The organism is Stutzerimonas stutzeri (assembly GCF_000219605.1).
Lineage (GTDB): Bacteria > Pseudomonadota > Gammaproteobacteria > Pseudomonadales > Pseudomonadaceae > Stutzerimonas > Stutzerimonas stutzeri.
The window spans coordinates 3,660,248-3,685,559 of the sequence record NC_015740.1; the positions used below are offsets into that span (position 1 = coordinate 3,660,248).

19 protein-coding genes and 1 pseudogene are annotated in these 25,312 nt (G+C 59.3%); 14 read left to right on the top strand and 6 right to left on the bottom strand.

The features are described 5' to 3' along the window. Window positions 1-2 precede the first annotated feature (2 nt). Both PSTAB_RS16915 and PSTAB_RS21965 read left to right on the top strand, forming a co-directional pair. Window positions 3-1,142: a WYL domain-containing protein gene (locus PSTAB_RS16915; protein ID WP_335324189.1), complete on the top strand. Its 1,140-nt coding sequence runs from the start codon at window positions 3-5 to the stop codon at window positions 1,140-1,142. An 11-nt stretch (window positions 1,143-1,153) separates the two neighbouring features. Next, window positions 1,154-1,465, top strand: a pseudogene (locus tag PSTAB_RS21965) (DDE-type integrase/transposase/recombinase); the annotation flags it as partial. A gap of 101 nt (window positions 1,466-1,566) precedes the next feature. Here PSTAB_RS21965 and PSTAB_RS16925 read toward each other — a convergent pair. Both PSTAB_RS16925 and PSTAB_RS21410 read right to left on the bottom strand, forming a co-directional pair. Beyond that, window positions 1,567-2,193, bottom strand: a complete 627-nt coding sequence (locus PSTAB_RS16925; protein ID WP_148263421.1) for an HAD family hydrolase — start codon at window positions 2,191-2,193, stop codon at window positions 1,567-1,569. Between the two features lie 242 nt (window positions 2,194-2,435). After that, on the bottom strand, window positions 2,436-3,305 hold the full coding sequence (locus PSTAB_RS21410; protein WP_080564998.1) for a site-specific integrase: 870 nt from the start codon (window positions 3,303-3,305) through the stop codon (window positions 2,436-2,438). Window positions 3,306-3,920: 615 nt separating this feature from the next. Here PSTAB_RS21410 and PSTAB_RS16935 point away from each other — a divergent pair. The 5 genes from PSTAB_RS16935 to PSTAB_RS16955 are packed head-to-tail and all read left to right on the top strand — an operon-like array spanning window position 3,921 to window position 9,910. Continuing rightward, window positions 3,921-4,988 carry a helix-turn-helix transcriptional regulator gene (locus tag PSTAB_RS16935; protein ID WP_013983911.1) on the top strand — a complete coding sequence of 356 codons (1,068 nt, stop codon included), beginning with the start codon at window positions 3,921-3,923 and terminating at the stop codon, window positions 4,986-4,988. A gap of 27 nt (window positions 4,989-5,015) precedes the next feature. Continuing rightward, window positions 5,016-6,026: an ATP-binding protein gene (locus PSTAB_RS16940; RefSeq protein ID WP_232244012.1), complete on the top strand. Its 1,011-nt coding sequence runs from the start codon at window positions 5,016-5,018 to the stop codon at window positions 6,024-6,026. 10 nt (window positions 6,027-6,036) lie between these two features. Next, the gene (locus PSTAB_RS21645) at window positions 6,037-7,320 is read left to right on the top strand and encodes a hypothetical protein (RefSeq protein ID WP_041771845.1); all 1,284 of its coding nucleotides are present in this window, start codon (window positions 6,037-6,039) and stop codon (window positions 7,318-7,320) included. Next, the gene (locus PSTAB_RS20935; RefSeq protein ID WP_013983914.1) at window positions 7,317-9,251 is read left to right on the top strand and encodes a hypothetical protein; all 1,935 of its coding nucleotides are present in this window, start codon (window positions 7,317-7,319) and stop codon (window positions 9,249-9,251) included. The genes PSTAB_RS21645 and PSTAB_RS20935 overlap by 4 nt, the downstream gene beginning before the upstream one ends. Before the next feature lie 11 nt (window positions 9,252-9,262). Continuing rightward, a complete protein-coding gene (locus PSTAB_RS16955) occupies window positions 9,263-9,910 on the top strand; it encodes an OmpA/MotB family protein (RefSeq protein WP_013983915.1) in 648 nt (215 codons plus the stop codon). A gap of 71 nt (window positions 9,911-9,981) precedes the next feature. On the opposite strand, the gene PSTAB_RS16960 is transcribed toward PSTAB_RS16955, so the two are convergent. After that, a complete protein-coding gene (locus PSTAB_RS16960; protein ID WP_013983916.1) occupies window positions 9,982-10,632 on the bottom strand; it encodes a HEPN domain-containing protein in 651 nt (216 codons plus the stop codon). Between the two features lie 118 nt (window positions 10,633-10,750). Between PSTAB_RS16960 and PSTAB_RS16965 the strand changes: the two genes are divergently transcribed. The 7 genes from PSTAB_RS16965 to PSTAB_RS21420 all read left to right on the top strand — a co-directional run bounded on the left by PSTAB_RS16965 (window position 10,751) and on the right by PSTAB_RS21420 (window position 15,921). Further along, on the top strand, window positions 10,751-10,951 hold the full coding sequence (locus PSTAB_RS16965) for a hypothetical protein (protein ID WP_013983917.1): 201 nt from the start codon (window positions 10,751-10,753) through the stop codon (window positions 10,949-10,951). Between the two features lie 35 nt (window positions 10,952-10,986). Further along, complete coding sequence (locus PSTAB_RS16970; RefSeq protein WP_013983918.1) at window positions 10,987-11,436, top strand: hypothetical protein; 450 nt, start codon at window positions 10,987-10,989, stop codon at window positions 11,434-11,436. Between the two features lie 281 nt (window positions 11,437-11,717). Next, window positions 11,718-13,232: an IS21 family transposase gene (istA, locus tag PSTAB_RS16975; protein ID WP_013981288.1), complete on the top strand. Its 1,515-nt coding sequence runs from the start codon at window positions 11,718-11,720 to the stop codon at window positions 13,230-13,232. A gap of 17 nt (window positions 13,233-13,249) precedes the next feature. Next, entirely contained in the window at window positions 13,250-14,005 is a 756-nt protein-coding gene (gene istB, locus PSTAB_RS16980) for an IS21-like element helper ATPase IstB (protein WP_013981287.1), read from the top strand. A gap of 88 nt (window positions 14,006-14,093) precedes the next feature. Continuing rightward, the gene (locus tag PSTAB_RS16985) at window positions 14,094-14,696 is read left to right on the top strand and encodes a DUF4339 domain-containing protein (protein ID WP_013983919.1); all 603 of its coding nucleotides are present in this window, start codon (window positions 14,094-14,096) and stop codon (window positions 14,694-14,696) included. 12 nt (window positions 14,697-14,708) lie between these two features. Then, window positions 14,709-14,831: a hypothetical protein gene (locus PSTAB_RS22065; protein WP_013983920.1), complete on the top strand. Its 123-nt coding sequence runs from the start codon at window positions 14,709-14,711 to the stop codon at window positions 14,829-14,831. A 319-nt stretch (window positions 14,832-15,150) separates the two neighbouring features. Then, a complete protein-coding gene (locus PSTAB_RS21420; protein WP_197932803.1) occupies window positions 15,151-15,921 on the top strand; it encodes an HNH endonuclease in 771 nt (256 codons plus the stop codon). Between the two features lie 47 nt (window positions 15,922-15,968). Here PSTAB_RS21420 and recD read toward each other — a convergent pair whose 3' ends face one another. Genes recD through recC form a run of 3 tightly spaced genes read right to left on the bottom strand, consistent with a single transcriptional unit; the run spans window position 15,969 to window position 25,233 of the window. Beyond that, window positions 15,969-18,098 carry an exodeoxyribonuclease V subunit alpha gene (recD, locus tag PSTAB_RS16990; RefSeq protein ID WP_013983921.1) on the bottom strand — a complete coding sequence of 710 codons (2,130 nt, stop codon included), beginning with the start codon at window positions 18,096-18,098 and terminating at the stop codon, window positions 15,969-15,971. Then, window positions 18,095-21,775 (bottom strand): exodeoxyribonuclease V subunit beta, encoded by a 3,681-nt coding sequence (gene recB / locus PSTAB_RS16995; RefSeq protein WP_013983922.1) that lies wholly within the window; start codon window positions 21,773-21,775, stop codon window positions 18,095-18,097. Before recB ends, recD begins: the two co-directional genes overlap by 4 nt. Continuing rightward, window positions 21,772-25,233, bottom strand: a complete 3,462-nt coding sequence (recC, locus tag PSTAB_RS17000; RefSeq protein ID WP_013983923.1) for an exodeoxyribonuclease V subunit gamma — start codon at window positions 25,231-25,233, stop codon at window positions 21,772-21,774. The genes recB and recC overlap by 4 nt, the downstream gene beginning before the upstream one ends. Window positions 25,234-25,312: the final 79 nt, after the last annotated feature.

Genomic DNA, 25,312 nt, shown 5'->3' on the forward strand with positions numbered 1-25,312 from the left:
CCTTGCGGTTGCTGAGCCTGCTGCTGATTTGTTGGTGTCAGGGCATCCCTATGATGCAGTTGCTTGGAGTACCGGGGCTGGGCATGATGCCAATTAGAAACCCCCAGACAAGGATGCCCGCTGTGCCATCAGCCACCAGCCGCAGCACACTGACCCGCCAATGGGAACTGCTCAAGCTGCTGCCGCCCAAGGGCCCTGGGATCACAACGCTTGAGTTACAACGCCTACTCGGTGACGCAGGGCACGAAACCACAAAGCGCACCATTGAGCGTGACCTTGTTGAGCTTTCCAGGCTATTCCCCCTGCAATGCAATAACAAAGGCATGCCCTACGGTTGGCACTGGATGCCCGGGAAAAGCGCCGAGCTTCCTGGCATCACACTTGGCGAAGCCCTGACCTTGCGGCTAGTGGAAGGCAGCATTCGCCCCTTGATACCGGCTTTTATGCTGAAAACGCTTGAGCCGCGTTTCAACCTGGCGAGGCAAAAGCTGGAAGCCATGAGCGAAGAAAACCCTTCGGCTCGCTGGCTGGACAAGGTGGCCAGCGTGCAACCAGAACTCACGCAAATCCCTCCAGAAATCAACGCCGATCTTCTCGACGTGATTCAGCAAGCGCTGATGAACGACACCCAGCTCAGCTGCCGCTACTACTCAGCCCACAAGAACCAATTTCACAACTTCACACTTAACCCACTGGGCCTGGTGCAGCGAGCCCATACCACTTACCTCATAGCTAGCGCCGAACCCTTCGACGACATCCGTCAATTCGTTGTTCATCGGTTCGAAGAAGCGCGTGGATTGCCGACTCAATGCTTCAAGCCGGAAGGGTTTGACCTGCAAGACTATGTCGATAGTGGCGCCATGCAGTTTGGAACCCACCAGAAGATCAAGCTCGAAGCCTGGATCAGCGAAGGGCTCGCGCGCCTGCTGCAAGAGGCGCCCATATCCCACGACATGCTGCTGGTCGCAGAAGATGAAGGCTCACGACTAACCGCGACGGTGAATGACAGCTGGGAGCTGAAGTGGTGGATTTTGTCCCACGCGGGATCCATTCAGATACAACAACCACTGGGTCTCAGAGACGAGATCCAGCAACGACTACGGGCGGCTCTAGAGCTGCATGAGCAAGTGCCTAACAGTTGATTGAAGGGTTCTACAGCAAGCTGGTGGTTGGTTGTTCGATGCATCACCGTCAGGATCGGCAGATGGTGATCCGAGCGGTGGAGATGGCAATCTGGCAGCGCCAGGGTGACTGGTCAGTGATCCTGCATTCGGCTCGCGGTAGCCAATTCACCAGTGCTGACTAGCAGCCCTTTCTGAATCGCAACACGCCGGCCTGCAGCATGAACGCAGTCTGGCATTTCGGCGACAATGCTGCCTTTGAAGGCTTCTTCGGTCAGCTCAAACGGGAGCGTGTTGCCCATCAGTCGTATCGAACTCGTGATGAAGCAAGCACGAGCGGATTTATTCGCCTGGTATATCGAGGAAGATGAGTGGCCAAGCACTGCTCCCTCCCGGTTGCAAGACACTCCTTACCATCTACGCGAGCATAATCCGGGTAGATTATTCATGATTTATTTGAATTTAGAACAACTCGTATAAATGAGCGGAGCTCTGCAAAACCCTCGGTACGTGTATGGCATCGGTCGAGATAATGACCTTTAATGCCAAATTTAGTTGGCCCATCCCGGTCACACTGCTGTGAGTCTCCGATCATCCATGTCTCATGGGCAGCGACGCCGAGTTGGTCAATCACGTACCGGTAGATCCTAGTGTCTGGCTTCAGCGCTCCAACCTCGAAACTGTAGCCGTATCCGTCCAGGCCGGGAAAGAGACGTTCTATCGGCTCCCGGTACGGAAGGGCGAGGTTCGAGCAGATCGCGACTTTTATGCCCGCTGACTGCAGTGCTTCGATAGCTAGCAGTGCGTCCTCGTAGGGTTCGATACGCTGGAGCTCTGAATCTAGCTCTGCTTGAATCCGCTCCAGCTCAGAGGGCAAAAGTGCGATTCCGAAATGAGCCGCCGCCGCTTCAAGGCTCAGCGGATTCGTCATAATGATCTTGGCATCGTCAGCACGAACGCCTCGACCTCGCAGCCTACCAATCTTCAGTACCTGCCTGTAGGGATGGCAGCCTTTGTGGATTTTCAGGACAGTTCCAAAGGCATCGAGAATCACGGCTTTTACGCGGGGCACGGGTATTCCTATCTGAGCGTTAGGGACAACCTGATCTTCGCCGAATTGCCTGGCTTGTTCTACGCCTGTCCTGTTTTCCCCGGAGCAGCCAGCCAAGACCGAGCGACTGATGAGTACGCTGGACACCATTAACGGACGCTGGGGACGAGGGACGCAGCGGCCGAGGCGCCCGGCCAAAACAGCCGAACGGAGCATTCGACGGGAGAGATCTACTGAAGGTCGACGCCCGGTGAGCTCGACAATCAGCAATCAATACGCATGGCCTTCGCACGAGATCGAGCGTATGCAGCATGTGTTGTTCGAACTTTCGATAAGTCTGCTTCGCACGCAGGCCTGACCTGAACAGCATCGGCGCGGCCAAATCGTTTATCACCATATCGAGCAATAGAGTCCGTCGCTTGATGACCCATCACATAAGCAATTTCGACCCGCGACAGTCCCGATGCCTTGAGGTTTGATCCGAACTGGTGTCGCAACGTGTACATACTCGGCACCTTTTTACGAGGAAAGGTCTCAAGAGCCGCGCGATGGATCGCTATTCGGATTGAGTCCAAGCTCCTGCCTTGAGAATGGAAAGCCTCAAGAGCATTGCTTACCAGCCTGCAGAAATCCTCACTGGCTTCAAGCACTCGGTCAGCACCACGCAGACCGCCATGGCTGTGTTTCGCGCCAGGAATCACGATGCGATTGCCATTGACGCTGATGCCACTGAGTTCACAAGGGCGCGCGCCTGTCATACTGATCAACAAAAGGGCCCCCGCCTCAACCACCTGCTCCTTTGCTAACAGCTCCTTGACCCAGCGCCCAAGCTCTTCATCAGAAATTCTCTGCCGCCGAGCCTGCTGGCGTTTGCGAGGCAGGCCCAAAACGGTAACAGGGTTGAGTGTCCGATTGATTTCCTGGGCAATCCAGAAGTGATTCCGGAGCTTTTGATCCAGCGCGAGTGCATTGCGCAACCGCCTGAAATAGTCGGGCCGATATTCAGGCGCAGCCCTCAATAAAGCACCAATGATATTCAGCTCATTTAGCTCACTGACCGGGATGCCAGGCAGGCGCGTTTCGTAGAAGTGGCTGGCTAGTGAGCGGTAAGCATTTTGGGTCTCTGTGTTCATGCTGATTCTTCTTTTTATACGTACGAACGAGCTCGCACATAACCAGCATGCTCAATGAGCAAAAGCTATTGCAATACGCCGATCAATTATTTTTTGTATACGACAGAAAAAACAAGCGTCAAACCGACCTGCCACGCCAAGGCGGACATAGGTTCGTTGATTGAAGATGAAGCCAACATGGCATAGAGGCAACGGCGTCAAGCGGCTGTGAAGCAACAGAAGCGAGACAAGCTTGGTCCATCGCAGACCTCAGTGTTTCAGCGCGACAGGTTCTGTCGCTATAACCGGGTAATGTCCTCTGCAAGCGCTACGCAAAGGAGACTCGTATGAGAACAGCTATGACCCACTGCTGCCGCCATTGCGCATGGCAGCAGACGATGGTGCTCCACGATGGGGATAGCACCACAAAAGAGTGCTTCGATCACTGCCCTTGGTGCCGCTCGCCAGAGCTTGTTGAACGCCGAGCAACCCACCTAGAGGCCCTAGCGGCTAGTTTCGCTCGTTCGGGCTACGGTGTTTATCGCCGGAGTGGCAAATCGCCACTTAAAGGGTTAGATTCGTCATGTAAATGGCGCCAACAAAGCGCACCCATTTCAGTACGACAGGGAAGTTAAGATGTCCGAAGCTAAGGACACGCTCCTGAGACTTATCGCGCTGCTGCGCCTTATACCACGAGCACCAGGCCGCATTGCGACCACAACCTTGCTAGAGAAACTCAAGGATGATGGTTTCTCAGTAAGTCTGCGCACAGTTCAACGCGACCTTGACCGACTGTCGATCCCATTTGCACTGCAGCGTGACGAGAGCGCCCCATCATTTCGCTGGAGCCTTTCGGAAAATGCACCTATCGACTTGTCGGCCATGGACACTCCCACGGCACTGGCACTGTACCTCGCGGAAAGCCACCTAAAGACACTACTACCACAGAGCGTTCTGGATCAGCTCGGCCCCCAATTCCGTATGGCCCGTGATTACCTCGACAACTTGGAAAACAATGGCCTGGCGCACTGGGCTCGCAGGGTTAGAGCCCACCCAAACGGCAAGTCCTTGCAACCAGCACAAATTTCCTCGCAGGTCTGGAAGCAGACCTCCAGTGCCCTGCTGGAACACAAACAACTGCAGATCAACTACCTGAGCCGCAGCAAAAGCGAGCTCAAGCAGCTATTGATCCACCCCGCTGGACTAGTCTCGCGCCACGCTATTAGCTACCTGATCGGCAGCGTCGACGGCTATGGCGACCTACGACAGTTCGCTCTGCACCGCATCCGTCAAGCTGAGTGCTTGGACGCAGCAGCCCGCACCCATGATGACTTCGAGATCGATATCTACATACGCCAAGAGCTCAATACCACTGCAGCTATTGAGCAGATAGAGCTGGTCGCTGATGTTTCGCCGCAGATTGCCTGGTTACTTGGTGAGACGCCATTAAGCTCGCAGCAAAGTCTGGAGCCGCTTGCCAATAGCGATTGGAAGCGCCTGCAAGCCATCGTGCCGGATGATCAGGAGACACTTTGGTGGGTGTTTGGACTGGGAGAGAATGTGAGGGTGTTTGAGCCTCAGCAGTGGGCAGTGGAAATCTTCCAAAGGGCTGAAAAGCTACGGGGCTTATATGAACCTGAAGCAGTTAATAGCCAAGCAAGTAGTCTGCCGGAGCAACCTCAGTGCGGCGTTCGTACTGCTTAGAGCTTCATGAAATATTCAGGAGTCCAAATGAAAAGTTCCAATGATTGCAGTCAGCCTTTGACCGATCCAGTTCTAGACTCAGCTCAAACTCCTGACAGCCCTCCTATGCGTGAAAATACGCCTAAAAAAACGTTGGGTGTAACGCCCGAACTATCAGCATTAACACTTCAACCCCGCTTCAACCTGTCTCAGGATGTCATTCTGTCCCAGAAAACTCGTCTGCAGTTGGATGAGTGCTTAGCTCGCCTGAGATACCACAATAAAATTTACCAAGAGTGGGGGTTTTCGGCAGTTGACCCTATGGGTATGACCGCCATTCTGAATTTTTATGGCCCTCCAGGCACCGGTAAAACACTTTGTGCGGAGGCCCTTGCTGGGCAACTGGGGCTGCCTTTTATGTCTTTAGGCATCGCTGAGTTGGAAAGCAAATTCATGGGCGAAACCGCTAAGAACATCCAGGCGGCCTTTGAGCAAGCACGCGATACCGGAGCACTACTGTTCTTCGATGAGGCCGATACCTTGTTGGGCAAGCGCCTGTCTTCAGTTACCCAGGGGGTAGATAACGAGGTCAACGCTATGCGTTCCACCTTGCTGATAGAACTGGAGCGCTTCGAAGGTATTGTGGTGTTCGCCACCAACTTCGCGAAAAACTACGATGAAGCATTTCGCAGCCGTATCGGCTACCACATTGAGTTCAGCCTCCCTGACCTAGAAGCACGCCGTCGTCTTTGGGATCGTTTTTTAGTTTCAGGGATTCCTCTCAAAGAAGGTCGAGAGACTCTTCTCGACTGCGTCAGTTCACGCTCCGAGGGGTTGTCGGGCCGAGAGATTCGCACTTGTATGCGACTTGCACTACCCAAGGCATTTCTTGCTGCGGAGCGTGATAGTGAAGATCCCTTGCTGCATTCAGATCATCTTTTAGCAGCCATTGATGAAGTGCTGGCAAGCCACGAGCAAGTAGCAACTTCCAACAAATCTAATAAAGCGCATTCTGCGCAAGAAACCGCCAGAGCCAAGGCTCTGCTAGGCATTCAATAAGGAGATAAACATGGGGTGGTTCAGTTCTTTATGTAGCGGCGTCTCTAGCTTTGTATCAAGCGCTGTCAGTACTGTCGTCAGTGTAGGCTCAAGTATTGTTAGTAAAGCACGAGATGTTGCCGGAAAAACATTGAGTTGGATGGCCGAGAAAGCTGAGGGTTTTGTCGGTGCAGTAAAAGATGTTTGGGAAAAAACCAAACCTTTTATCCAAAACGTTATCCGTCCTGCCGTGCGGTTTGCCGCTAAATGGGCTGCTATAAACTTGCCAACCTTTCCTTGGGTTAGCACTGCATTAACTGCCTTCGATAAAGCGCTGGGCGCCCTAGTGGCGTGGGATCAGTCAGACCTCGCGAAGAAAGTCGAAGCTGCTATCAACTGGTCCATTGCTAAAGCAAAAAATCTGCGTGAAGCATGGATGGGGCCGGCTGAAACTGAAGAAGCTGAGCAGCATGAGGCGGCTCTACGTGAGGCTCGAAGCAAAGTTCGTGGTGAGGCAGCCCAAGGAATAGACCTAGCACTGTTGATAAACCAGTACTCGCAATTAGCTACAGGCATTAAAAATGTACTGGAAAACAATGCCATCACCGACTTTCAACACTATCTACGTCTGCGTGCAGCGCAAAAACTGCTTGGCGACACTGAACTTCGCCTTGCGGAAGCTCAAGATATCAACGCCATCGACGAAGATGACTTGTTCATTACTGAAATCGCTGCAGAATTGTTAAAGGCTGACCCGCAGATCAGCGATGCCCAGACTCAACAACTGGATGAAATCATCCTGCGTCGTTTCGGCAAAAAACTGATTCCGTTCGTCTTTGAGGAGCTGATCATAGCCTGGGGCGTGAACCTCGATGCCCTTGATAAAGAGTGGCAAAAACTCAACGCCAGTCAGGCGAAAAAGAAAACCGAGATGCGTCGCCTCGAAACCAGCCAGCGCCTAGCCGAGCTGTCGTCGGAGGAAAGTGCACAACTCGCCAAGCTACAAACGGAGCTGCCCAAGCTAACAGCTAAGGCAGAGCAAAAGCGCAAGAAAACTAATGAAATGCGCAACTATGTATTCGCAGCCGAAGGCTTCCTGCAAATGCTGGAAAAAGAACCCGAGGAGTTCGCCGGCAAGGAATATATGCTCGAAGACAGCGCCACGGTAGGCATGTTAATAATCGACTGCGCCCAGCATGGCAAATCCTGGGAAAAACTGACACAGGATGAGCAGAGCCTCATCATCGACTTCGCCAATATTTTTGAAGAAGCCAGCCGCGCCCGTACTGCACAAGTGGTGGAAGTTGCGCTATGAACTCCAGCGAAATTCTTGGTTTCCTGCTGCCAGGCAGCGACCTGATACAGCTCATTTTCGGCATGTCTATTCTGCTGCTCGGCAGCGCGACCCTGATCGCCATGTTCTGGGGTGCACGCCCGGCCAACTGGGAGCGAAAATGGAACGGCAGCGGAGCCGACGACCTGGACGTAGAGCATGGCTCGGTGAACGAAATCAGCGCCGCCGTTGCCAGCACGGGCGAAAAGATGGCCGACCTCATGCCTGGCGTCCTGCTGATCCTAGGCCTGCTCGGCACCTTCTTGGGACTGGGCATCGCCCTGAACAAGGCCTCCAGCATCCTCATCGAAGCCAACGCAGGAGGCGGCATGGACAATACCATGATCAGCCTGATGGGCATGATGGAGGGCTTGGGCACCAAGTTCAAAACCTCCACCTGGGGTCTTATGGCATTTCTCATCATAAAAGCCCTTGCTGGACTGAAGGGCTATGAGGAAAAACGCCTACGCTGGTGCATTGGCAAGATGAAAGCGGCTTTCGAGCACAGCCGGCAAGCATCTCGAGAGTCCAGCGAACAGCAGCAGCAGGCTCTGCTCGGCATACTGAAGAAGCTGGATCAGACCCTGCTGGCGCAACTGCAAGCCAACCGAGAGGTACTTGAACGACAGCTCCAGCTTAGCCAGCACGGCATCCAGGCAACCACGGTGGCACTATCCACCACGCATCAGGCCATAGACGGCCTGCAGCAGGTTTTGTTGCCGCAATTGCAGACTCTCAATGCCAGCAGCCTAGACACCAGTCGCTCGCTCAGCAAAGCCACAGAGCTACTACAACAGCACGGCGAACAGAACCAGCAGCAACTGAACGATGGTCAAGCCATGCGCGCCAGCCTGGAGAACGAACTGCGGGAACTGCTCTCAACACTGACACAAATAGCCCAAACCAACACCACCGCCCAGGCGACCACGCACCTGGCCATTGCGGACATGCAGCAGGCGCTCCTTCCACAATTGCAGACACTTAACGCAAGCAGCCTCGACACCTGCCGCTCACTCGGTGAGGCCACGACGCTACTACAACGCCATGGCGAGCAGAACCAAAAGCTCCTGGACGACAGCCACGCCACGCGCACCAGCCTGGAAGGCTTTATCGAAGCCAACAGCAGCAACCTCGGCGCAATTTCCGATGCAGCAGGGCAGATGGCCGGAGCCGCTGGTGGCATCGGCCAATCGGCGAATCAACTGCAAACGGCGATTGGCGAGTTCAAGTCGAGCGTCAGCGAAGTGCTGGATGGCATCAAACGCGATCTGGCCGAAACCATCGGCGATATGGGTGAGAGTTTCGCCCACAACATGTCTAATATCTCCGCCACTATGGCGCAAGCCACTTCCGGGATTTCCAACGCCGTATCCGATCTGTCTGTGAACGTCGGCAAAACCATGACCAGCGTTCAGCAATCGAACGACGCTTCCATGGCGATCCAAAAGAATGCTCATGTCGCATTCATCCAGAGCAGCGACACGCTCAATGAAAAAATCGAAATAATGAAAGGGCTGGTAGAAGACTTGCGCGAGAGAATCGTCAAGGGACTTCAGGCCGTATCAGAGAGCAACAGAAACATGGCCTCGCTTACCCAGCGTAATGATTCGGTTGTAGAGCACTCATCCCGCAGCGCAGAGGCGATCAACCAACTGGTAGAGCAATTGAAAAGCCTTCAGCTATCCAGCCCATTACAGCCAGCGGTAGAGCGGATGATTAAGCAAGTCGACACGCTCGGCAGCAGCCTGAGCAACATCGACCAGCACATTTCCATGCTCCAGCAGGCAGTGGGCAGCAGCTCCAACTGCGAACACATCGGCCACATTCGTAATGCAATGCAGGACGTCATCGAGCACCTGAAAGCGATCGACTACCGCATGAATCAGGTCACGCTCGACAACGAAAGCGCTTGACGGAAACCGCCATGAAAGACAAACCGAACGAGTGGGTTTCCATCTCCGACCTGATGGCCGGCGTGATGGCGGTGGTGATGCTGCTATTGGTGATGTCGGTGCTTCAAAAGACCTACTCCGACCTCAAGCACCAGCAAGAGCTGGAACAAAGCAGCCAATCGCAACGGGATAAGGTCAGCCACATGCTGAGCGGGCTGAAGCAAACTCTCAGCGGCACCGCCAGCGAAGGGCTGGTCGCTATCGACGTCAACGCCCAGAAGTTCACCCTGCGCGACGGTGTGTTCGGGCGTGGCAGCGCCTGCATCACCGATCAGGCGCGACAGGCATTTAGCAGTATTGAAGAAAAGGTCGCGGACTTTCTCAACGAATTTCCCAAAGGCAAGGTATATGTCGAAGGGCATACCGACAACCTACCGGTATCACGCCCAGTGACCAACTTTGAGGCTTTTTGCACCGTCTACGACGACAACTTCACTCTGTCCGCAGCTCGGGCACGGGAGGCACGCAAACTGATCACCGGAAATCTGACCCTCACTGATGCCAGACGCGTCGTCGTAGCAGGCTACGGAGACTCTCAACCGATTCCAGGAGTTCCTCCTGAAGACGCCAGGCAGCGACGTATCGAAGTGCTGTGGGTAGTTCAGGACGATAACGACTGAGTGCTTACCATGCCTAACAGAGAGTCGATCATCGTTAACAGAAAACAACGATTAATTACGGCACTCGTTTCTCACGCCTCCACCACCGGATAACAAGCATCCCCCCACAGCGAATCCGCGCTATCCATCATCAATTCGATGATCAGCGGCACCAGCTTGCCCAGCAAGCTGGTGCAATCGCGCATCTGCTCGCGGTTGACCGAACCGTTCCAGGTAGCGCCGCCGTGAATAAGCTGGTTGCGCAGGGTATACAGCCTGTTGAACAGCACGCCGAGCAGCGCTGGCGTGTTACCGCCGGCCAGGGCCTGCTGGGCAGCACGCTTGCCGCTGGCGAAGCGGCTTTTCCAGGTGGGCTCGTCGATCTTGCCGCTCTGGTGATCCCAGAAGCTCTGAAACACGTAAGGGTTGTCCAGCAGCACGCGAATGCTGCCGGAGAACGCCTTCCACACCAATGCATCGATACGCTTGCTCTCGTCCAGAGAGCAGAGCTTTTCAAGAAAAGCCTTGAAGGTCTCCTGCTCCGAGAGGCGTTGGCGCTCGTCGATCTCTGTGGCATAGGCCGCGTTGAAGGCGATCCACAGGAAGATGAAGCGGCCGTCGAGATCGTCCGCCTGCTCGGCGCGGTCTAGCCAGCTCAAGGCGCGATGCACCCGCAGGCGCAGATTGGGGTGCTGGGCATCGCGCTCCTGACGATGGCGTTGCTTGAGCGACTGGAACTGCATGACTCTCTCCTCGGATGAGCCCCGCACCCTACCAGAGTAATCTTTGACTGCAATACCACGACACGATCTGTCGCGCTGCTGCGGCACAGTCACTCTACGCACAACGTAGAGGTTATACATGCCAATACCACCCCCTCCGCTTACCACCATCTGCCCCCACTGTCGCTGGAAGCGCACCAGCTTTCCAACCAGCGACGCCCTCAAGCTGAATGTCGACTGGTTCTGCCGCTGCCCCATCTGCCAGTACACCGAACTGGAAACCCGTCCGGCCAGCCGCGCGGAAATCATGCGAGAGCGACTGCGCCAGTTCCTCCGCTAACCAAGTATCTGAACAACATGAAAGGAGAACCCATCATGCATACAACCAAGATATTGCTCCTCTGCGGCCTGCTCATCTGCACCAGCGCCCAGGCCGGCACCTATGAATGGACGTCCGGCTGGGGTATGGGCGTCAGTGAACATCTGGTGGACGACGGTAACGGCAACGAGTTGAACATCTCCTGCCCGGACGACGAGGAAGACGGCTATGTCAGCGCCTACGCCAGCATCGGCGGCCGGCAGTACAGCTCCGAAGAGGGCAGCGGCTTCGACGTGATCGTCGACGGAGAGACCTACAGCAACCCCTTCTTCACCGACTGCCGAGTGTGCGGGGCCAACTTCCCCGTTTTTTGGGAGGCCCTGCGCCAGGCCAACCACCTGAAGCTCATGGCGGACGGCAAGACCATCAATCTGCCTACCAAAAACATCTCCAGCGTACTCCAGCCGCTGGGCAGCCCAGAGAACAGCTGCCGCTCGGCCTGGTAGGGCAGCCAGAGCGACGTAATCTGTCGCCCCAGACTGCCACTCTGCGTTACGCAATCAATCGAATCGAGGAGTGAGTCTGCGGATTCCACGGTCATCTGGCCACCCATTCCATGAGCATCTGACCACCGATTCCACGGTGATCCGGCCACCCATTCCACGCGTATCCGACCACTGATTCCACGGCCATCCGGCCACCCAACCGGGTAGGCAGCTACGCAGGATTTCTTCACTACCATCGACCTCTTTTTCGAAGCAGAGAGGTCGTCGTGGAGCGTTTATCCATGCGTAAGATTCGCGAAGTACTTCGTCTCAAGTTCGAGGTCGGGCTATCGGCTCGCCAGATTGCGGTCAGCGTGCAGATCGGTCGTGTCACCGTCGGCGATTACCTCAACCGCTTTGCCGCCAGCGGCCTCAGTTGGCCCTGTTCGTTGTCCGATTCCGAGCTGGAACAGCAGCTGTTCCCACCGGCGCCGGCAGTGCCCAGCGAGCAGCGGCCACTGCCTGATTGGTCTTGGGTGCATGCCGAGCTACGCCGGCCGGGCGTGACCTTGGCGCTGCTCTGGCAGGAGTATCGCCTGAGCCAGCCGAAAGGCTTTCAGTACAGCTGGTTCTGCGAGCACTACCGGGCCTGGCAGGGCAAGCTGGACGTGGTGATGCGCCAGGAGCACCGCGTCGGCGAGAAGTTGTTCGTCGACTACGCCGGGCAGACGGTGCCGGTGATCGACCGCCACAGCGGCGAGATCCGCCAGGCGCAGGTGTTCGTCGCGGTGCTCGGTGCGTCCAGCTACACCTTCGCCGAAGCCACCTGGTCGCAGCAGCTGCCGGACTGGCTGGGCTCGCATACCCGCTGCTTTGCCTTCCTCGGCGGCGTGCCGGAGATCGTGGTGCCGGACAACCTGCGCAGCGCGGTGAGTAAGAGCCATCGCTACGAGCCGGACATCAACCCGAGCTACCGCGATCTGGCCGAGCACTATGGCGTGGCGGTGGTGCCGGCGCGGGCGCGTAAACCGCGCGACAAGGCCAAGGCCGAGGTCGGCGTGCAGGTGGTCGAGCGCTGGATCCTCGCCGCGCTGAGGAATCGGCAGTTCTTCTCCCTGGATGAACTCAACAGCGCCATCGCCTTATTGCTGGAGCGGCTCAACCGACGACCGTTTCGCAAGCTGCCGGGCTCCCGGCAGTCGGCCTTCGAAGCTCTGGATCGTCCGGCGCTGCGCCCCCTGCCGGAGCAACCCTACGTCTACGCCGAGTGGAAGAAGGCGCGGGTGCACATCGACTACCACGTCGAGGTCGATGGGCACTACTACTCGGTGCCGTACCAACTGGTGAAGAAACAACTGGAAGTACGCCTGACAGCGCGCACGGTGGAGTGCTTCCACGCCAATCAGCGGGTGGCCAGTCACCTTCGCTCAATGCACAAGGGCAGGCACAGCACGCAGGCCGAGCACATGCCCAAGAGCCATCGCGAGCATGCCGAGTGGACGCCGCAGCGGCTGATCCGCTGGGCCGAGCAGACCGGGCCGAACACGGCCGGCGTGATCCGGCACATCCTCGAACGGCGCATCCATCCGCAGCAGGGCTACCGGGCCTGCCTGGGCATCCTGCGCCTGGGCAAGACCCATGGCGAAGTGCGCTTGGAGTTGGCCTGCCGTCGCGCCCTCAGCCTCGGCGCGTGCAGCTACAAGAGCCTCGAATCGATCCTGCGCCAGGGGCTGGAAAACCTGCCGTTGGCTCAAGCCAACCTGCCCCTGCTGCCGGACGACCACGCCAACCTGCGCGGCCCCGCCTACTACCACTGACCCCAAGGAATCCCACCATGCTGCCCCATCCGACCCTGGACAAGCTCCAGACCCTGCGCCTGACCGGCATGCTCAAGGCACTCGCCGAGCAACTGAAAACCCCCGACATCAACAGCCTGAGCTTCGAGGAACGCCTCGGCCTGTTGGTCGACCGCGAACTGACCGAACGCGACGACAAGCGCCTCAGCAGCCGCCTGCGCCAGGCCCGGCTCAAGCACAACGCCTGCCTCGAAGACATCGACTACCGCAGCCCGCGCGGGCTGGATAAGGCGCTGATCCTGCAACTGAGCGGCGGCCAGTGGCTACGCGACGGCCTCAACCTGATCATCGGCGGCCCCACCGGCGTGGGTAAAACCTGGCTGGCCTGCGCCCTGGCCCACCAGGCCTGCCGAGAGGGTTACAGCGTGCGTTACCTGCGCTTGCCACGCCTGCTGGAAGAGTTGGGCCTAGCCCACGGCGACGGGCGCTTCGCCAAGCTGATGAGCGGCTATGCCAAGACCGACCTGCTGATCCTTGATGACTGGGGTCTGGCCCCGTTCACCGTTGAACAGCGCCGTGACATGCTGGAGCTACTGGACGACCGCTACGGCCAGCGCTCGACCCTCGTGACCAGCCAAATGCCCGTGGACAACTGGCACGAACTGATCGGCGATCCGACCCTGGCCGATGCCATCCTCGACCGCCTGGTGCACAACGCTTATCGGATCAACCTCAAGGGCGAATCGATGCGCAAACAGACGAAGAAATTGACGACACCGGGCACCTCAGACTAACAATGCAACCCCTGCGTCGCTGCGCTCCGACTGCCCGGCCGGATGGCCGTGGAACAGGTGGCCAGATGGCCGTGGAATGCCTGGCCAGATGAGCGTGGACTGGGTGGCCGGATGGTGTGGAATCCGCAGTGAGTCGATGTCCGATGCTCAAAGCAGCACGAATCAGTGGTTCTATGAGGAAAAAGGTGAACGCAAGGGCGGCGCCAGCGAACAGGAGGTGATAGAGCTGATTCGCGCAGGCCGCCTCGGCTATGGTAGCTCCGTGTGGACACATGGCTTTACCGAGTGGACGAAGCTGGAAAACACCCCGCTGCGGCAACACCTGCAGCACACCCCGCCACCGCTGGTTGGCAGCCAGGTGAACAACACCCTAGTCTGGGTGCTCGCCTTCGCGCCCATCATCGGCTACTTGATGGAGTGGTTCGTCGCAGGCGCCATCAATGGTAGCGAGGCAGCAGCAGTACGAGCGATGGAAAACGCCAGTTACTGGTACATCACGCTAGCGTTCAACCTGCTGCTGTCCTTCTTCGACGAGAAGCGCCTGCAAAAGGCCGGGCACAATACCAGCCGCTTCCGAGGCTGGGCCTGGCTGGTGCCGGTGTACCTGTATCAGCGCGCCAAAAACCTACAGCAGAACCTGGCCTACTTCGTTGTCTGGCTGGTGTGTTTTGCGCTGGTTCTTCTGGCCTGACGGAGCCCTCTCATGTTCAAAAATCTTCTTGCTACTGTAGGCCTGGCCGTCGTGCTTAAGGCCGCCTTTGAACACTACCGCGAGTTTCGGGAGTTGAAGCGCGAAAAGCAGGGCCGCAGGGAACCGACCACCTGAATGACCGCGAGCCTGCACCGCTCCACTGGCGGCGGCAGCTAAATGGCAGTGTCGATATTCACAAATAATGACTGGGGTTCATCTGATTGAGATGAACCTCATGCATCGCCGTAGGCTGACGTTAACGGATCCCCCCCATATCAGCCAATAGAGCCATGACTTTTCGCCCGGAAACCAGTTCTATGCCTTGAGCATATCGCTCCAACTGTGCGCTGTGTGTTGACGCCTCATTCCGTAGAGTTTGCATGAACTCAACGGAGCGCCTGGTAGAATCCACCACTACACTCCAGTGCACGTTAAACCTCACAAGGGAGCCACAATGGCTATCAAATATCGTGTAATTCACACGACCTGCCCTTGGAGAAAGGCCCAGCACTCGTCCCTCCAAAAAGCTATAGACGGGCCGGATGGAGCAAAGAATCTTCTTCGGAATATAGGCCGTGTTGGCCAAAAGTGGCAGAAATATGGTCCAGTGTCCTGCATCTTTGTATGGGACGAGAATCGTGATCCGGGCTACGCCTTCCGCCTTAAGCCGGGCTCCAGCTATGAGATTGAAATGGCGACCGTGGCCCGTCACCTACTTGAGCATCACGACCGGGAAAAGAGCTGCCCCGCATCCGAAATTGAAGCCTACTTCTCACGCCCTCAGCATTCTCATTCGGCAACCGACCAGGACACACCAAGTAATACAACCAAGACCGAAAGCACCGGCATCGTAGGAGAACAACTTCTCGCACAAACTATTTTTCCAGATGAATTACCTGATGATGCATCTCATGTGGAGGGGCTAGCGCGTTCTGTTCTCGTTAATACTTACGAGCGTAGCGAATCAGCTCGCAATATATGCATCAATCATCACAAACCGATTTGTAAGGTATGCACCTTAAACTTTGAGGAAAAATACGGAGAAATCGGACGTGGTTACATTCATGTTCACCACATAGTGCCGATCTCCGCGATCGGAAAGCAATACCAAGTCGATCCTATCAACGACTTGGTACCGGTCTGCCCGAACTGCCACGCCATGCTTCATTGGCGAAACCCGCCACTCTCCATTGAGGAGTTGCGGATAAAGTTAAATGACAGCTAAAGATTCATCTTGCTCCATCACAAAGCGTTATGGTGCAGGCTCGATATCTACATTATCCCGCCCACTACTGATGTCAGTGATCCTGCCTGCCCTACTCGTTGAGCCAGCGCCTCGTGCAGTTGCAATGCCAAGCCGCTGGTGCGCTGCACGTTGCGCTCTACCGCGCCTTCAAACACACCTGGTTGAGTCTCGGCCAGGCTGAACCACTCCCTGGCGCGGGTGATCGCGGTGTACAGCAGCTCCTTGGTCAACACCGGGTTCAGCGCATCAGGCAACACCAGCGCGGTGTGGTTGAACTCCGACCCCTGGGACTTGTGCACCGTCATGGCGAACACCGTTTCCACCTCCACCAACCGGCTCGGCAGCACGAAGCGCACGCCGCCACTGCCGTCATTACGCGGGAAGGCCACGCGTAGGGCCAACGCACCCTCTGGTCCAAGCACACATAGCGCGATGCCGATATCGCCGTTCATAAGGTTCAGGCTGTAGTCGTTGCGCGTAACCAGCACTGGGCGCCCTTCGTACCAACCGTGGTCGCTGCTCAGCAAGCCGCGCCGACGCAACTGCGTGGCCACGCGCTGGTTCAGGCCCTCGACGCCCCAAGGCCCCCGACGCAATGCACACAGCAGGCGGAAACGGTCGAATGCAGACAACACCTTGCCCGCCCAGTCGGCCCAAAGCTGGCTATCCCACGGTGTGTCGGGTGCGGGGCGCAGGTCGCGCAGTTGCTCCAGATAATGCCGGTAGCCGGGGGCGTTGCGGTTACCATCGATGGCCAGGTCGGTGAGTGCAGCATCCTGCTCACCACGCACCAGCAGGTTGAAAAGCTGCTCCGAAGGCTGCTCCAGCACACGCCGTGCTTCGTCGGCGTGTTTGTGGTTGATCAGCTTGGCCAGACGCCCGATGCCCTTCTGCGGGTCGAAACGCCACGAGCGACGCAGCATCACGGTCTGCTGCGCCAATGGGTCACCGGCGTCTGCGGCCATCTGCAACTCGGGGTCGAGCAGGGCTTCACTGCTGTGGGTGCTCAGCCACTGGGCGGTTTGCACGTTGTAGCCGCCTTTTTCAGCCTCGCGGCACAAGTCGCCCATCACGGAACCGGCTTCCACCGAAGCCAACTGGTCCTTGTCGCCCAGCAGAATCAACCGCGCCGCATGGGGCAAGGCGTCCAGTACGCAGGCCATCATTTCCAGGTCGATCATCGAGGCTTCGTCAACCACCAGCACATCCAGCTCAAGCGGTTTGTCGCGCTGGTGAATGAAGTTGCGCGAGTTCGGGCGGCTGCCCAGCAAGCGGTGCAGGGTGGACACATCCGTGGGGATCTCGGCGCGCACCGCATCACTGACCGGCAACGCCCTCACCTCCTTGCCGATGGACTCAGACAACCGCGCAGCCGCCTTGCCGGTCGGGGCCGCCAGGCGAATGCGCAGCGGCTTGCCGCTATCGACCGCCGGCGTTTGCAGCAAGCCCAGCAAGCGCACCACCGAGGTGGTCTTACCGGTGCCTGGGCCGCCGGTGATGATGCTGAAATTGCCACGGGCCGCCAGCGCGCAGGCAATTTTCTGCCAGTTGCTGCCCTGCGCGCGCTCGGCTTCGGAAGGCGGTGGGAACAGTTCGTCGAGGCGGCTGGCGAGGTTGTCCGGGGTGCCTGGCGCCACACCCAAGCGTGCACTCAAGGCTTGGGCAATGCTGCACTCGTAGTTCCAATAGCGGCGCAAGTACAGGCGCTGCCCCACCAGCACCAAGGGCCGCTCGGGCGCGTTCGGGCTGGCGTCGCGGTCCTCGACCATGGGGCTTGCGGCCAGCGCCTGGCGCCACTTCGCGGCGTCCAGGCCCTGCAACCATTGCGATGGAAGCGTGTTGCCCTGCTCACCTTCAGGTGGCAACGAGAGCACGAAATCCGGGGCGGCCAGGGTGGCAGCCAGGTCCAGGCAGGCGTGGCCACGGCCCAGTTGGTGGCTGGTCATCGCGGCAGCCAGCAGCACGCTGGCCTGGGCTTGAGGGTCTTGTTCGAGGATGAACTTGGCCAACGAACGATCCAGCGCACGCAGCCAGCCACGCGCCACCCAGGTATCGAGTTGCTGCAATAGCTCGCCATGGCTGGCTGCGCCGATGGGCACTACCACTTGCTCGCTATCGCCTTGGCTGGCGCTGAGTTGCTTGAGGGTCTGGCTCATGCGCTGGCCTCCAGGTGTTGCCCCATGAAGAGTTGGTCAAGCTGCTCGATCAATTGCCGCGGTGGGCGTTCGAAGTGCAGGCCATGGGTGGGCGCCTGGTGCCCACGGATGAACAGGTACAACGCGCCACCCATGTGCTGGTCGTAGTCGTAGCCGGGCAGGCGCAGCTTGAGCTGGCGATGCAGGGCCAGCAGGTACAGGCACATCTGCAGGTCGTAGCGTTTGCCCAACATGGTTTCGGCCATGGCCTCGGCGGCATAGGCGCAGTCGGTACTGCCCAGCCAGTTGGACTTGTAGTCCGCCACGTAGTAGCGGCCCTCGTGCTCGAAGGTCAGGTCGATGAAGCCCTTGAACATGCCGTTCAACTGGCTTGGGGCGAGCGCTGGCCGTGGCACGCCGCCCAAGGTGTGTTCACGCACCAGGGCATCGAGGCGCTCGACGCTCACGTTTTGGCTGGCGAACCAGAACTCCATCTCGACCTGGTAGGTGTCCAGCGCTGCGAGGGTGCATTGGGTGCCGTTGAAGCGCAGTGGCGCCTTCAGGTAGTGGCTGAGCCAGGCCGACAACGGGTCGATCCAGCGTTCCCAGCCACGCAGGTTGCAGCGCCGTGCCACGGCGTCGTGCAGGGCTTGCTCATCACTGGCGGCGTTGCCGAAGCCCTCATCGCCCGCCCACTCGAACAACCCGTGCAGGAAGGTGCCCGGCCCCGCCCCTCGGGGGAAGCCGTGAATGCCAACGCCGGCAGACGGGTTCTGCTCGTCGTCCTGCTCTTGCAGGTTGGCTTCTAGGGCAGTTGCAGGCTCTGGGGCGATGGGCGAAGTGGCGCCCACCAGGGTACGGTCGTCGGCGATCGCCAAGGCGGAGTAGCTGGCGATCCACCAATTGGCTGCCAGCGCATGCAGCGGGCGCAAGGCTGGGCCTGCGGTGGATCGGGCGGGCGCTGTGTGGACGGTTTGGGTGGGCGTGGGCGCCTTGCTCACGGCGATGTCGTCGCAGCCCTTTGCCAGTGCCTCGACCACTTCAGCCAGGCGCTCGGGCGCCACCTTGTTTTCGCCTGCCAGCAGGTAGCCCAGGCCCGACTTGTGCAGGTCGAGCGATTTTTCCCCGGTTTTAGCCACCTTGGGCGCCACGCAAATCCAGGTAGCGTAGCGGGCGCGGGTCAGGGCGACATACAGCAGGCGCATTTCCTCGCCCATGCGCTCATCGTCGGCCAGTTTCTGCGACGGCTTCGCCAACTCGCCTTTGCCCAATTCAAGCACCAGGCGGTATTGCTCACCCTGCTGCTCATGGAACATGGGCGGCGTTTTGCTGCGGCCATCCACCGGCCTGGCGCTGCACGCGAACGGCAACATCACCAAGGGGTACTCAAGGCCCTTGGACTTGTGCACAGTCACCACCTTGATCAGGTCTGAGTCGCTTTCCAGGCGCAGAATTTCTTCTTCGCTCTGCGCCTCGATCTGCTCGGCCAAGTGGCGAATCAGCGCGTGCTCGCCGTCCAGCTCAGTGGCGCTGCGTTGCAGCCATTCAGCCAGGTGCAGCAGGTTGGTCAAGCGACGTTCGCCCTGCGCCTCGGCAAGCAACCGGGCCGGAACCTGGAAGGTCGCGAGCAGCTTACGCAGCATTGGCAGCACGCCTTGTTGCTGCCAATGCTGGCGAAACACGCGGAAGCACTGCACAAGCTCTTCCCAGCACAGCTCGTTCTGATTCAGGCGCTCCAGCGCCTGCCAGCCAAGGCCCACGCTGCGGGTTGCCAGTGCCGCACGCAGCAAGCGGTCACTGCTGGGTTGGGCGCAGGCCCGAAGGATGCACAGCAGGTCTTTGGCCTCTTCGCTTTCGAACACCGAGTCGCGGTCAGACAAATAGACGCTGGCCAGTTTGCGACGTGCGAGGGCCTTGCGAATGGCTTCGGCTTCCGTGCGGCTGCGTACCAGAATGGCGATATCGGCGGGTTTGAGCTTGGTCAACTGGCCGTCGCTGCTGCGCAAGCCCGAGGGCTCGGGCGCACTACCGTCGAGCCAGGCCTGAATCGCCGAGGCGCACACCTCAGAGGCCTCGCGCAGGTACGTGGCGTTGTTGATGACGCCGTCGGTCTGCAGTTGCCAAAGAGTCAGGGCCTTCTGCTGTTCGCCCTCGATTTCCAGCACATCGCTGCGGCCTTTGGCGTCGACGCCCTTGAACGGCACCGGGTTCTGCCCGTCCTTGGCGAAGCGGAACGCCGCTCGCGGGTGCGCTTCGGCGAAGCTGAAACAGTGGTTGGCGGCATCGACCATAGCTTTGGTGGAACGGTAGTTGGTGCCCAGGGTGTAATGCCGGCCCTCGGTAGCCTCACGCGCCTTTAGGTAGGTGTAGATGTCGGCGCCACGGAAGGAATAGATCGCCTGTTTCGGGTCGCCGATCATGAACAGCCCGCAGTCGGGCAGGTTGTCGCCGATGCGGTAGATGGTGTCGAAGATGTCGTATTGAACCGGGTCGGTGTCCTGGAACTCGTCGATCAAGGCCACTGGGTACTGCTGGCGAATGGTCTGCGCCAGGCGCGGCCCAGATGGTCCTTGCAGCGCACGGCCGAGGCGATTGAGCAAATCGTCGAATCCGATCTGCGCCCGGCGCAGTTTTTCTTCCTCGAAGGCACCCTGCACTTCACGCAGTGCATGCAGCAGCAACTGCGCGCGAATGTCCTGCTTGGTGGCCTTGTGGTCGGCCAACGCATCGATGGCCTCGAACGCCAGGTGCCTGGGAATGCTGCCGCCCTTTTTTAGCTTGAAGCGGGTCTGCCCACACTTGAACACGTGGTCACAGGCTTCGCCGCCCTGGCTCCAGGCCTCGATGTTAAGCAGCATCCCGTCCAGAGTTTCGCGGCTCTTGGCGGGGTAGGAGTTACCGTTCAGCGAGGTGCGGGCCTCGTGCAGCATGGCCTCCAACGCTACGTTGTCCTTGGCCCACGCGGCGCGCGCCGACGCTTCGAGCGCGGCGTACTTGGCATTCCAGTCGGCGGTTACCTGAAGCAAGGCATCCAGTTTCGCGGGTGCCGTGATCGATACACCCTCTTGCCGAAACTCGGCATCGGTACGCGACAGCAGCGGCGTCAATGCCTCGCGCAGCTCGACAGGGCTTTTGAAGCAATCCGTCACCACCTTGGCAAACTCGGGCGACACGCTATAGAACTGCCGGCGCCAGTAGTCCCTGACCACTTCCTCGAGCAACTCGCGCTGGTCGGTTTCCAGTGTTTGGGTAAACAAGCTGCCGCTGTCGAAGGCGTGCTCGCGCAGCATCCGGTAGCACCATCCATGAATGGTCGAAACCGCCGCTTCGTCCATCCACTCGCTGGCCAACTGCAACCGCCGAGCACAGGTCGGCCACTGGTCGGCGGGGTACTCGTCACGCAGTTTCACCAGCAGCGGGTCATGGGACGATTCGGCTGCCTGGAAGCACCGAGCAGCCTCGTTCAAGCGTGCGCGAATGCGGTCGCGCAGCTCTTGGGTGGCGGCGTCGGTGAAGGTCACTACCAAAATTTGCGGTGGCGTCAGCGCTTGCTTGAACGCCGCGTCGCCGCCATGGCCCAGCACCAGGCGCACATACAGCAAGGCGATGGTGAAGGTTTTACCGGTGCCCGCGCTCGCCTCGATCAAGCGGCTGCCGTGCAGGGGGAAACCGAGGGGGTTGAGGTTTTCCGCGGTCATTGGTCGCTCCCTGCGTCGGTCGGGGTGAAGTGGCCGAACAAGCCGCCATACAAGCGCTTGGCCCAGGCTGGGAACTGGCCGCTTGCGCACAGTTGGTCGAAGTCGGGGTAAGCCCGCCGCTGGGCGAACGAGCGCTGCACCTCGCCCTCGACCGTGTAGCTACCTTCGTAGGTTTCACGCGCCTTGGCGTAGGCCGCCTCGCCGTTGTCACTGTTCTCCCCGCCCGCAGCCAACCAGACGAAAGCACTTTTGCAGGCCACCGGCAGCGGCTCCTTCATGCCCGCCACCCAGGCTTCGAGCAGCGCTTGCAACTGTTGCTGCGCCTGTTGCGCGGGCACTGGCTGGAACACCACGTCCCCATTCAAGCCCACCAGAATCGTCGTGCAGGCAGGCCCGTTCAACTGCAACGCCAGGTGCCGCAACCAAGGCCGCACCAAGTGGTGCCAGCAATAGCTGTCGTCGGTGCACAGCTTTTTGCTGTCCAGTTGCAGGTAGGCTCGCTCATCCAACGCATTGCGGCGAATGCCACCCAGCCAGTCCTTGAGGCCGGGAAGCTCGTCGGTGGCGTCGATAACGGCAGCGCTCTGGCCCTCTTCCAGCTCAGGCCAGGCTTGCAGTTGCGCGTGGTAGCGCGCCAGCAGGCCCGGCATCGGCCCCACCAGCGCCGAGGCGCTCAAGGTGCCGAAGCCGCCCAGCGGCAAGGCGCCCTCGCGTTGCAGGCGCTGCACTTGCAGGCCCAGTTCGGTCGCGGCCTGTTCGGGGTCGTACGCCTCCTCTACCCAGCGCTTTAGCGCCTGGGTGAGCCTGTCCTGGTGCTGCCAGTTTTCCAGGCCATCGAGCTGGAAGGCTTCGTCATCGCGGTTGACCAACTCGTCGTCATCGAAATTGACCTTCAAGCGCTGGGTGAAGAAGGCGCCCACCGGGTCGCGTACGAACTCGGAAAGTTGGCGCAGGTTCAACGGTGTGTCCTGAACCGGCGCGGGCAAGCGCTCGCCTTCTGGCTGCAAGGCATGTTCGTCGTGCACCTCGCGCCACTCGCTGGAATAGGTGAACAAGCCATCAGGCCCCGGCTGGTTAGCGAAGTACGCGGCGCTGAAGGGTTGTAGCGGGTGCTCCTGGGTCAGTGCGGGCAGCAACGGTTGGCCGCTGGCCGAGCGCCAGCCGTTGGCCAGGTGGTCGCGTAGCTGGCCGATCAGCACCGAGGGCACGCGCTCGCTGTTGTCGCGAATATTACGGCCCACCCAGCTCACATACAGTTGCTTGCGAGCCGAGAGCAGGGCTTCGAGCAGCAGGTAGCGGTCATCTTCACGTCGCGACCGGTCACCTGGGCGATAGTCGTTGCGCATCAGGTCGAAATCGACCGGCGATTGCTGGCGCGGGTAATCGCCATCGTTCATGCCCAGCAGGCAAACCACCTTGAACGGAATCGCCCGCATCGGCATCAGGGTGCAGAAGTTCACCGCACCGGCCAGAAAACGCTGCGACAAGCCACCGTCCTCGATGCCGCTGAGCCAGGCTTCGTGCACCACGCTCAGCGGCAGTGGCTGCGCGAACTGCGCCAGCTCGCAGGTGCGCAGCCAACCTTCAAGCAGCTTGAGCAACTGGTTGAGCAGCAACTCTTCGGCATCGCTCTCCGAGCGGAAGAACACCTTCAACAAGGCTTGCAGGCGCTCGGCCCACTGCACGGGTGTGGCCGGTTGCTGAAGCTCCTGAAGAGCGACTTCCAAGTGGTCGAGCAAGGTCAGCAGCGGGCCGGCCAGGGCCGCTTCCAGCCCCGACACTTCATCGTAGGGCTCGATGCCGTTGAGCTCAGGCCCACGCCCAACGGCGTAGCCCAGCAGCATGCGGCGCATGCCGAAGCGCCAGGTGTTCTGCTCCAGGCCCTGCGGCATACCCAGGCTTTCGCGCTGTTGGGCATCCAGCCCCCAGCGCACCCCGGCGCCCTCGATCCAGCGCTGCAGGGTCGGCACGTCCGCTTCGTTGATCGCGAAACGTGCGCGCAGGGCCGGCACGTCCAGCAGGTCGAGAATGTCGCTGGCAGCGAAGCGGCTGTGGGGCAGCTTGAGCAGGTGCTCCAGCGCGATCAGCAGCGGCTGGCGACCGCGTTGGCCTTGGTCGGACACGGTGAAGGGCAAGTAGCGCGGGTCGTGACGCGGCACCTGTCCGAACACCGCTTCTATATGCGGGGTGTAGGCGTTGATGTCCGGCACCATCACGATCACATCGCGCGGGCTCAATTGTGGGTCGGCGCTGAAGCGGGCGAGCAGTTGGTCGTGCAGCACTTCCACTTCGCGCTGCATGCTGTGCACCACGTTAAAACGCAGCGAGCGGTCGGCACTAACCTCTACCGGGTCCCAGGTTTCGCGGCTTTCCGCCAAAGGGCGCAGTTCGAGAATGTCGCTTTGCAACTGGCCTAGCAGGGTTGTGGTATCCGGCTCGGTAAACAGGTCGATACGCCCGCCATTGAGGCCGTCGAGCAGGTGGCGATAGCTGCCGGGTTCGTCGTGCTGGTCGAGCAGGTTGATATAGTCGCGCCCCTGCTTGCCCCAGGCAGCGAGCAAGGCTTGGCCATGCTCGTTCGCTACGGTGCCAACCTCTCGGGCAGGCTGGCGACGGTAGTGGTGCGCCAGCAGGTCTTTATCGGCAACGATGTCGCCCCAGTGGTGGCGGCAAGGGTTGTGCACGCACAACAGCACTTGGCTGTAGCGGGAAAGCTCCTTCAGCGCTTCAAGCACTTGTGCGGGCATCGAGGAAATACCGAACACCACAACTCGGCGTGGCAGCCCCTTCGGCGCCTGGGCGGCGCTGCGCAGGTGGGCGACGAAGCGTTTGTGCACCCCAGCGCGGCTTTGCTCAAGCGCGCCTTCGCCTACGTCTGCCAGTACCTCGCGCCATAGCTGCGCCTGCCACAGGTTCGGCGCATCCAGCGGCTGCGCAGTGCCCTTGATGTGCCGCAGTTGATCGCGCCCGACAGCCCAGTCTTCCAGCCAATCGGCGCGGTACACCTGGTATTGGTCGAACAAGTCCGCCAGCCGCTCGCACAGTTGGTGCAGCTTGCGCTGTTCGTCGTCCTGTTCCAAAAAGCGCTGCAGGCTTGCGAACACCGGCTTTTCCAGCAAGCTCGGCAACAGACGCATCAGCCGCCAGCTCAGGGCGGCCTTGTCCAGCGGCGAAGACTGCGGGGTGGTTTGCGCCCCAAGCACCGAGCGATACACCTGCCACAGAAAGCGCGCGGGCAGTTGCACATCCAGCGCCGCGGCAATACCGCAGCCGCCGTTGTGCGGGTCTTCGGCCAGCGCCAGCTTCAGCCACTGGCCGATGCCATTGCTCTGCACCAGCAGCACTTCGTTCTCCAGTGGTCGCAGCGGGTGACTGCGCATCCACTGCACCGCGAGGGCTCGCAGTTCTTCTAGATGATTGCCATGGATGACAACAAGACCAGGCTGAAGCTCCTGCATAGACACACATCCCTCTGGGTACGCTGGAGTGAAAGCTAATCAACACATGCGACACCCTGTGTCGCACGGGATCTTTCAC

Bases quoted from the DNA above. Each gene is read 5' to 3' on its own strand.
- PSTAB_RS21410 (WP_080564998.1), bottom strand. From the start codon at position 3,305: ATGAACACAGAGACCCAAAATGCTTACCGCTCACTAGCCAGCCACTTC.
- PSTAB_RS16935 (WP_013983911.1), top strand. From the start codon at position 3,921: ATGTCCGAAGCTAAGGACACGCTCCTGAGACTTATCGCGCTGCTGCGC.
- PSTAB_RS16940 (WP_232244012.1), top strand. From the start codon at position 5,016: ATGAAAAGTTCCAATGATTGCAGTCAGCCTTTGACCGATCCAGTTCTA.
- PSTAB_RS21645 (WP_041771845.1), top strand. From the start codon at position 6,037: ATGGGGTGGTTCAGTTCTTTATGTAGCGGCGTCTCTAGCTTTGTATCA.
- PSTAB_RS20935 (WP_013983914.1), top strand. From the start codon at position 7,317: ATGAACTCCAGCGAAATTCTTGGTTTCCTGCTGCCAGGCAGCGACCTG.
- PSTAB_RS16955 (WP_013983915.1), top strand. From the start codon at position 9,263: ATGAAAGACAAACCGAACGAGTGGGTTTCCATCTCCGACCTGATGGCC.
- PSTAB_RS16960 (WP_013983916.1), bottom strand. From the start codon at position 10,632: ATGCAGTTCCAGTCGCTCAAGCAACGCCATCGTCAGGAGCGCGATGCC.
- PSTAB_RS16965 (WP_013983917.1), top strand. From the start codon at position 10,751: ATGCCAATACCACCCCCTCCGCTTACCACCATCTGCCCCCACTGTCGC.
- PSTAB_RS16970 (WP_013983918.1), top strand. From the start codon at position 10,987: ATGCATACAACCAAGATATTGCTCCTCTGCGGCCTGCTCATCTGCACC.
- istA (WP_013981288.1), top strand. From the start codon at position 11,718: ATGCGTAAGATTCGCGAAGTACTTCGTCTCAAGTTCGAGGTCGGGCTA.
- istB (WP_013981287.1), top strand. From the start codon at position 13,250: ATGCTGCCCCATCCGACCCTGGACAAGCTCCAGACCCTGCGCCTGACC.
- PSTAB_RS16985 (WP_013983919.1), top strand. From the start codon at position 14,094: ATGAGCGTGGACTGGGTGGCCGGATGGTGTGGAATCCGCAGTGAGTCG.
- PSTAB_RS22065 (WP_013983920.1), top strand. From the start codon at position 14,709: ATGTTCAAAAATCTTCTTGCTACTGTAGGCCTGGCCGTCGTGCTTAAG.
- PSTAB_RS21420 (WP_197932803.1), top strand. From the start codon at position 15,151: ATGGCTATCAAATATCGTGTAATTCACACGACCTGCCCTTGGAGAAAG.
- recD (WP_013983921.1), bottom strand. From the start codon at position 18,098: ATGAGCCAGACCCTCAAGCAACTCAGCGCCAGCCAAGGCGATAGCGAG.
- recB (WP_013983922.1), bottom strand. From the start codon at position 21,775: ATGACCGCGGAAAACCTCAACCCCCTCGGTTTCCCCCTGCACGGCAGC.
- recC (WP_013983923.1), bottom strand. From the start codon at position 25,233: ATGCAGGAGCTTCAGCCTGGTCTTGTTGTCATCCATGGCAATCATCTA.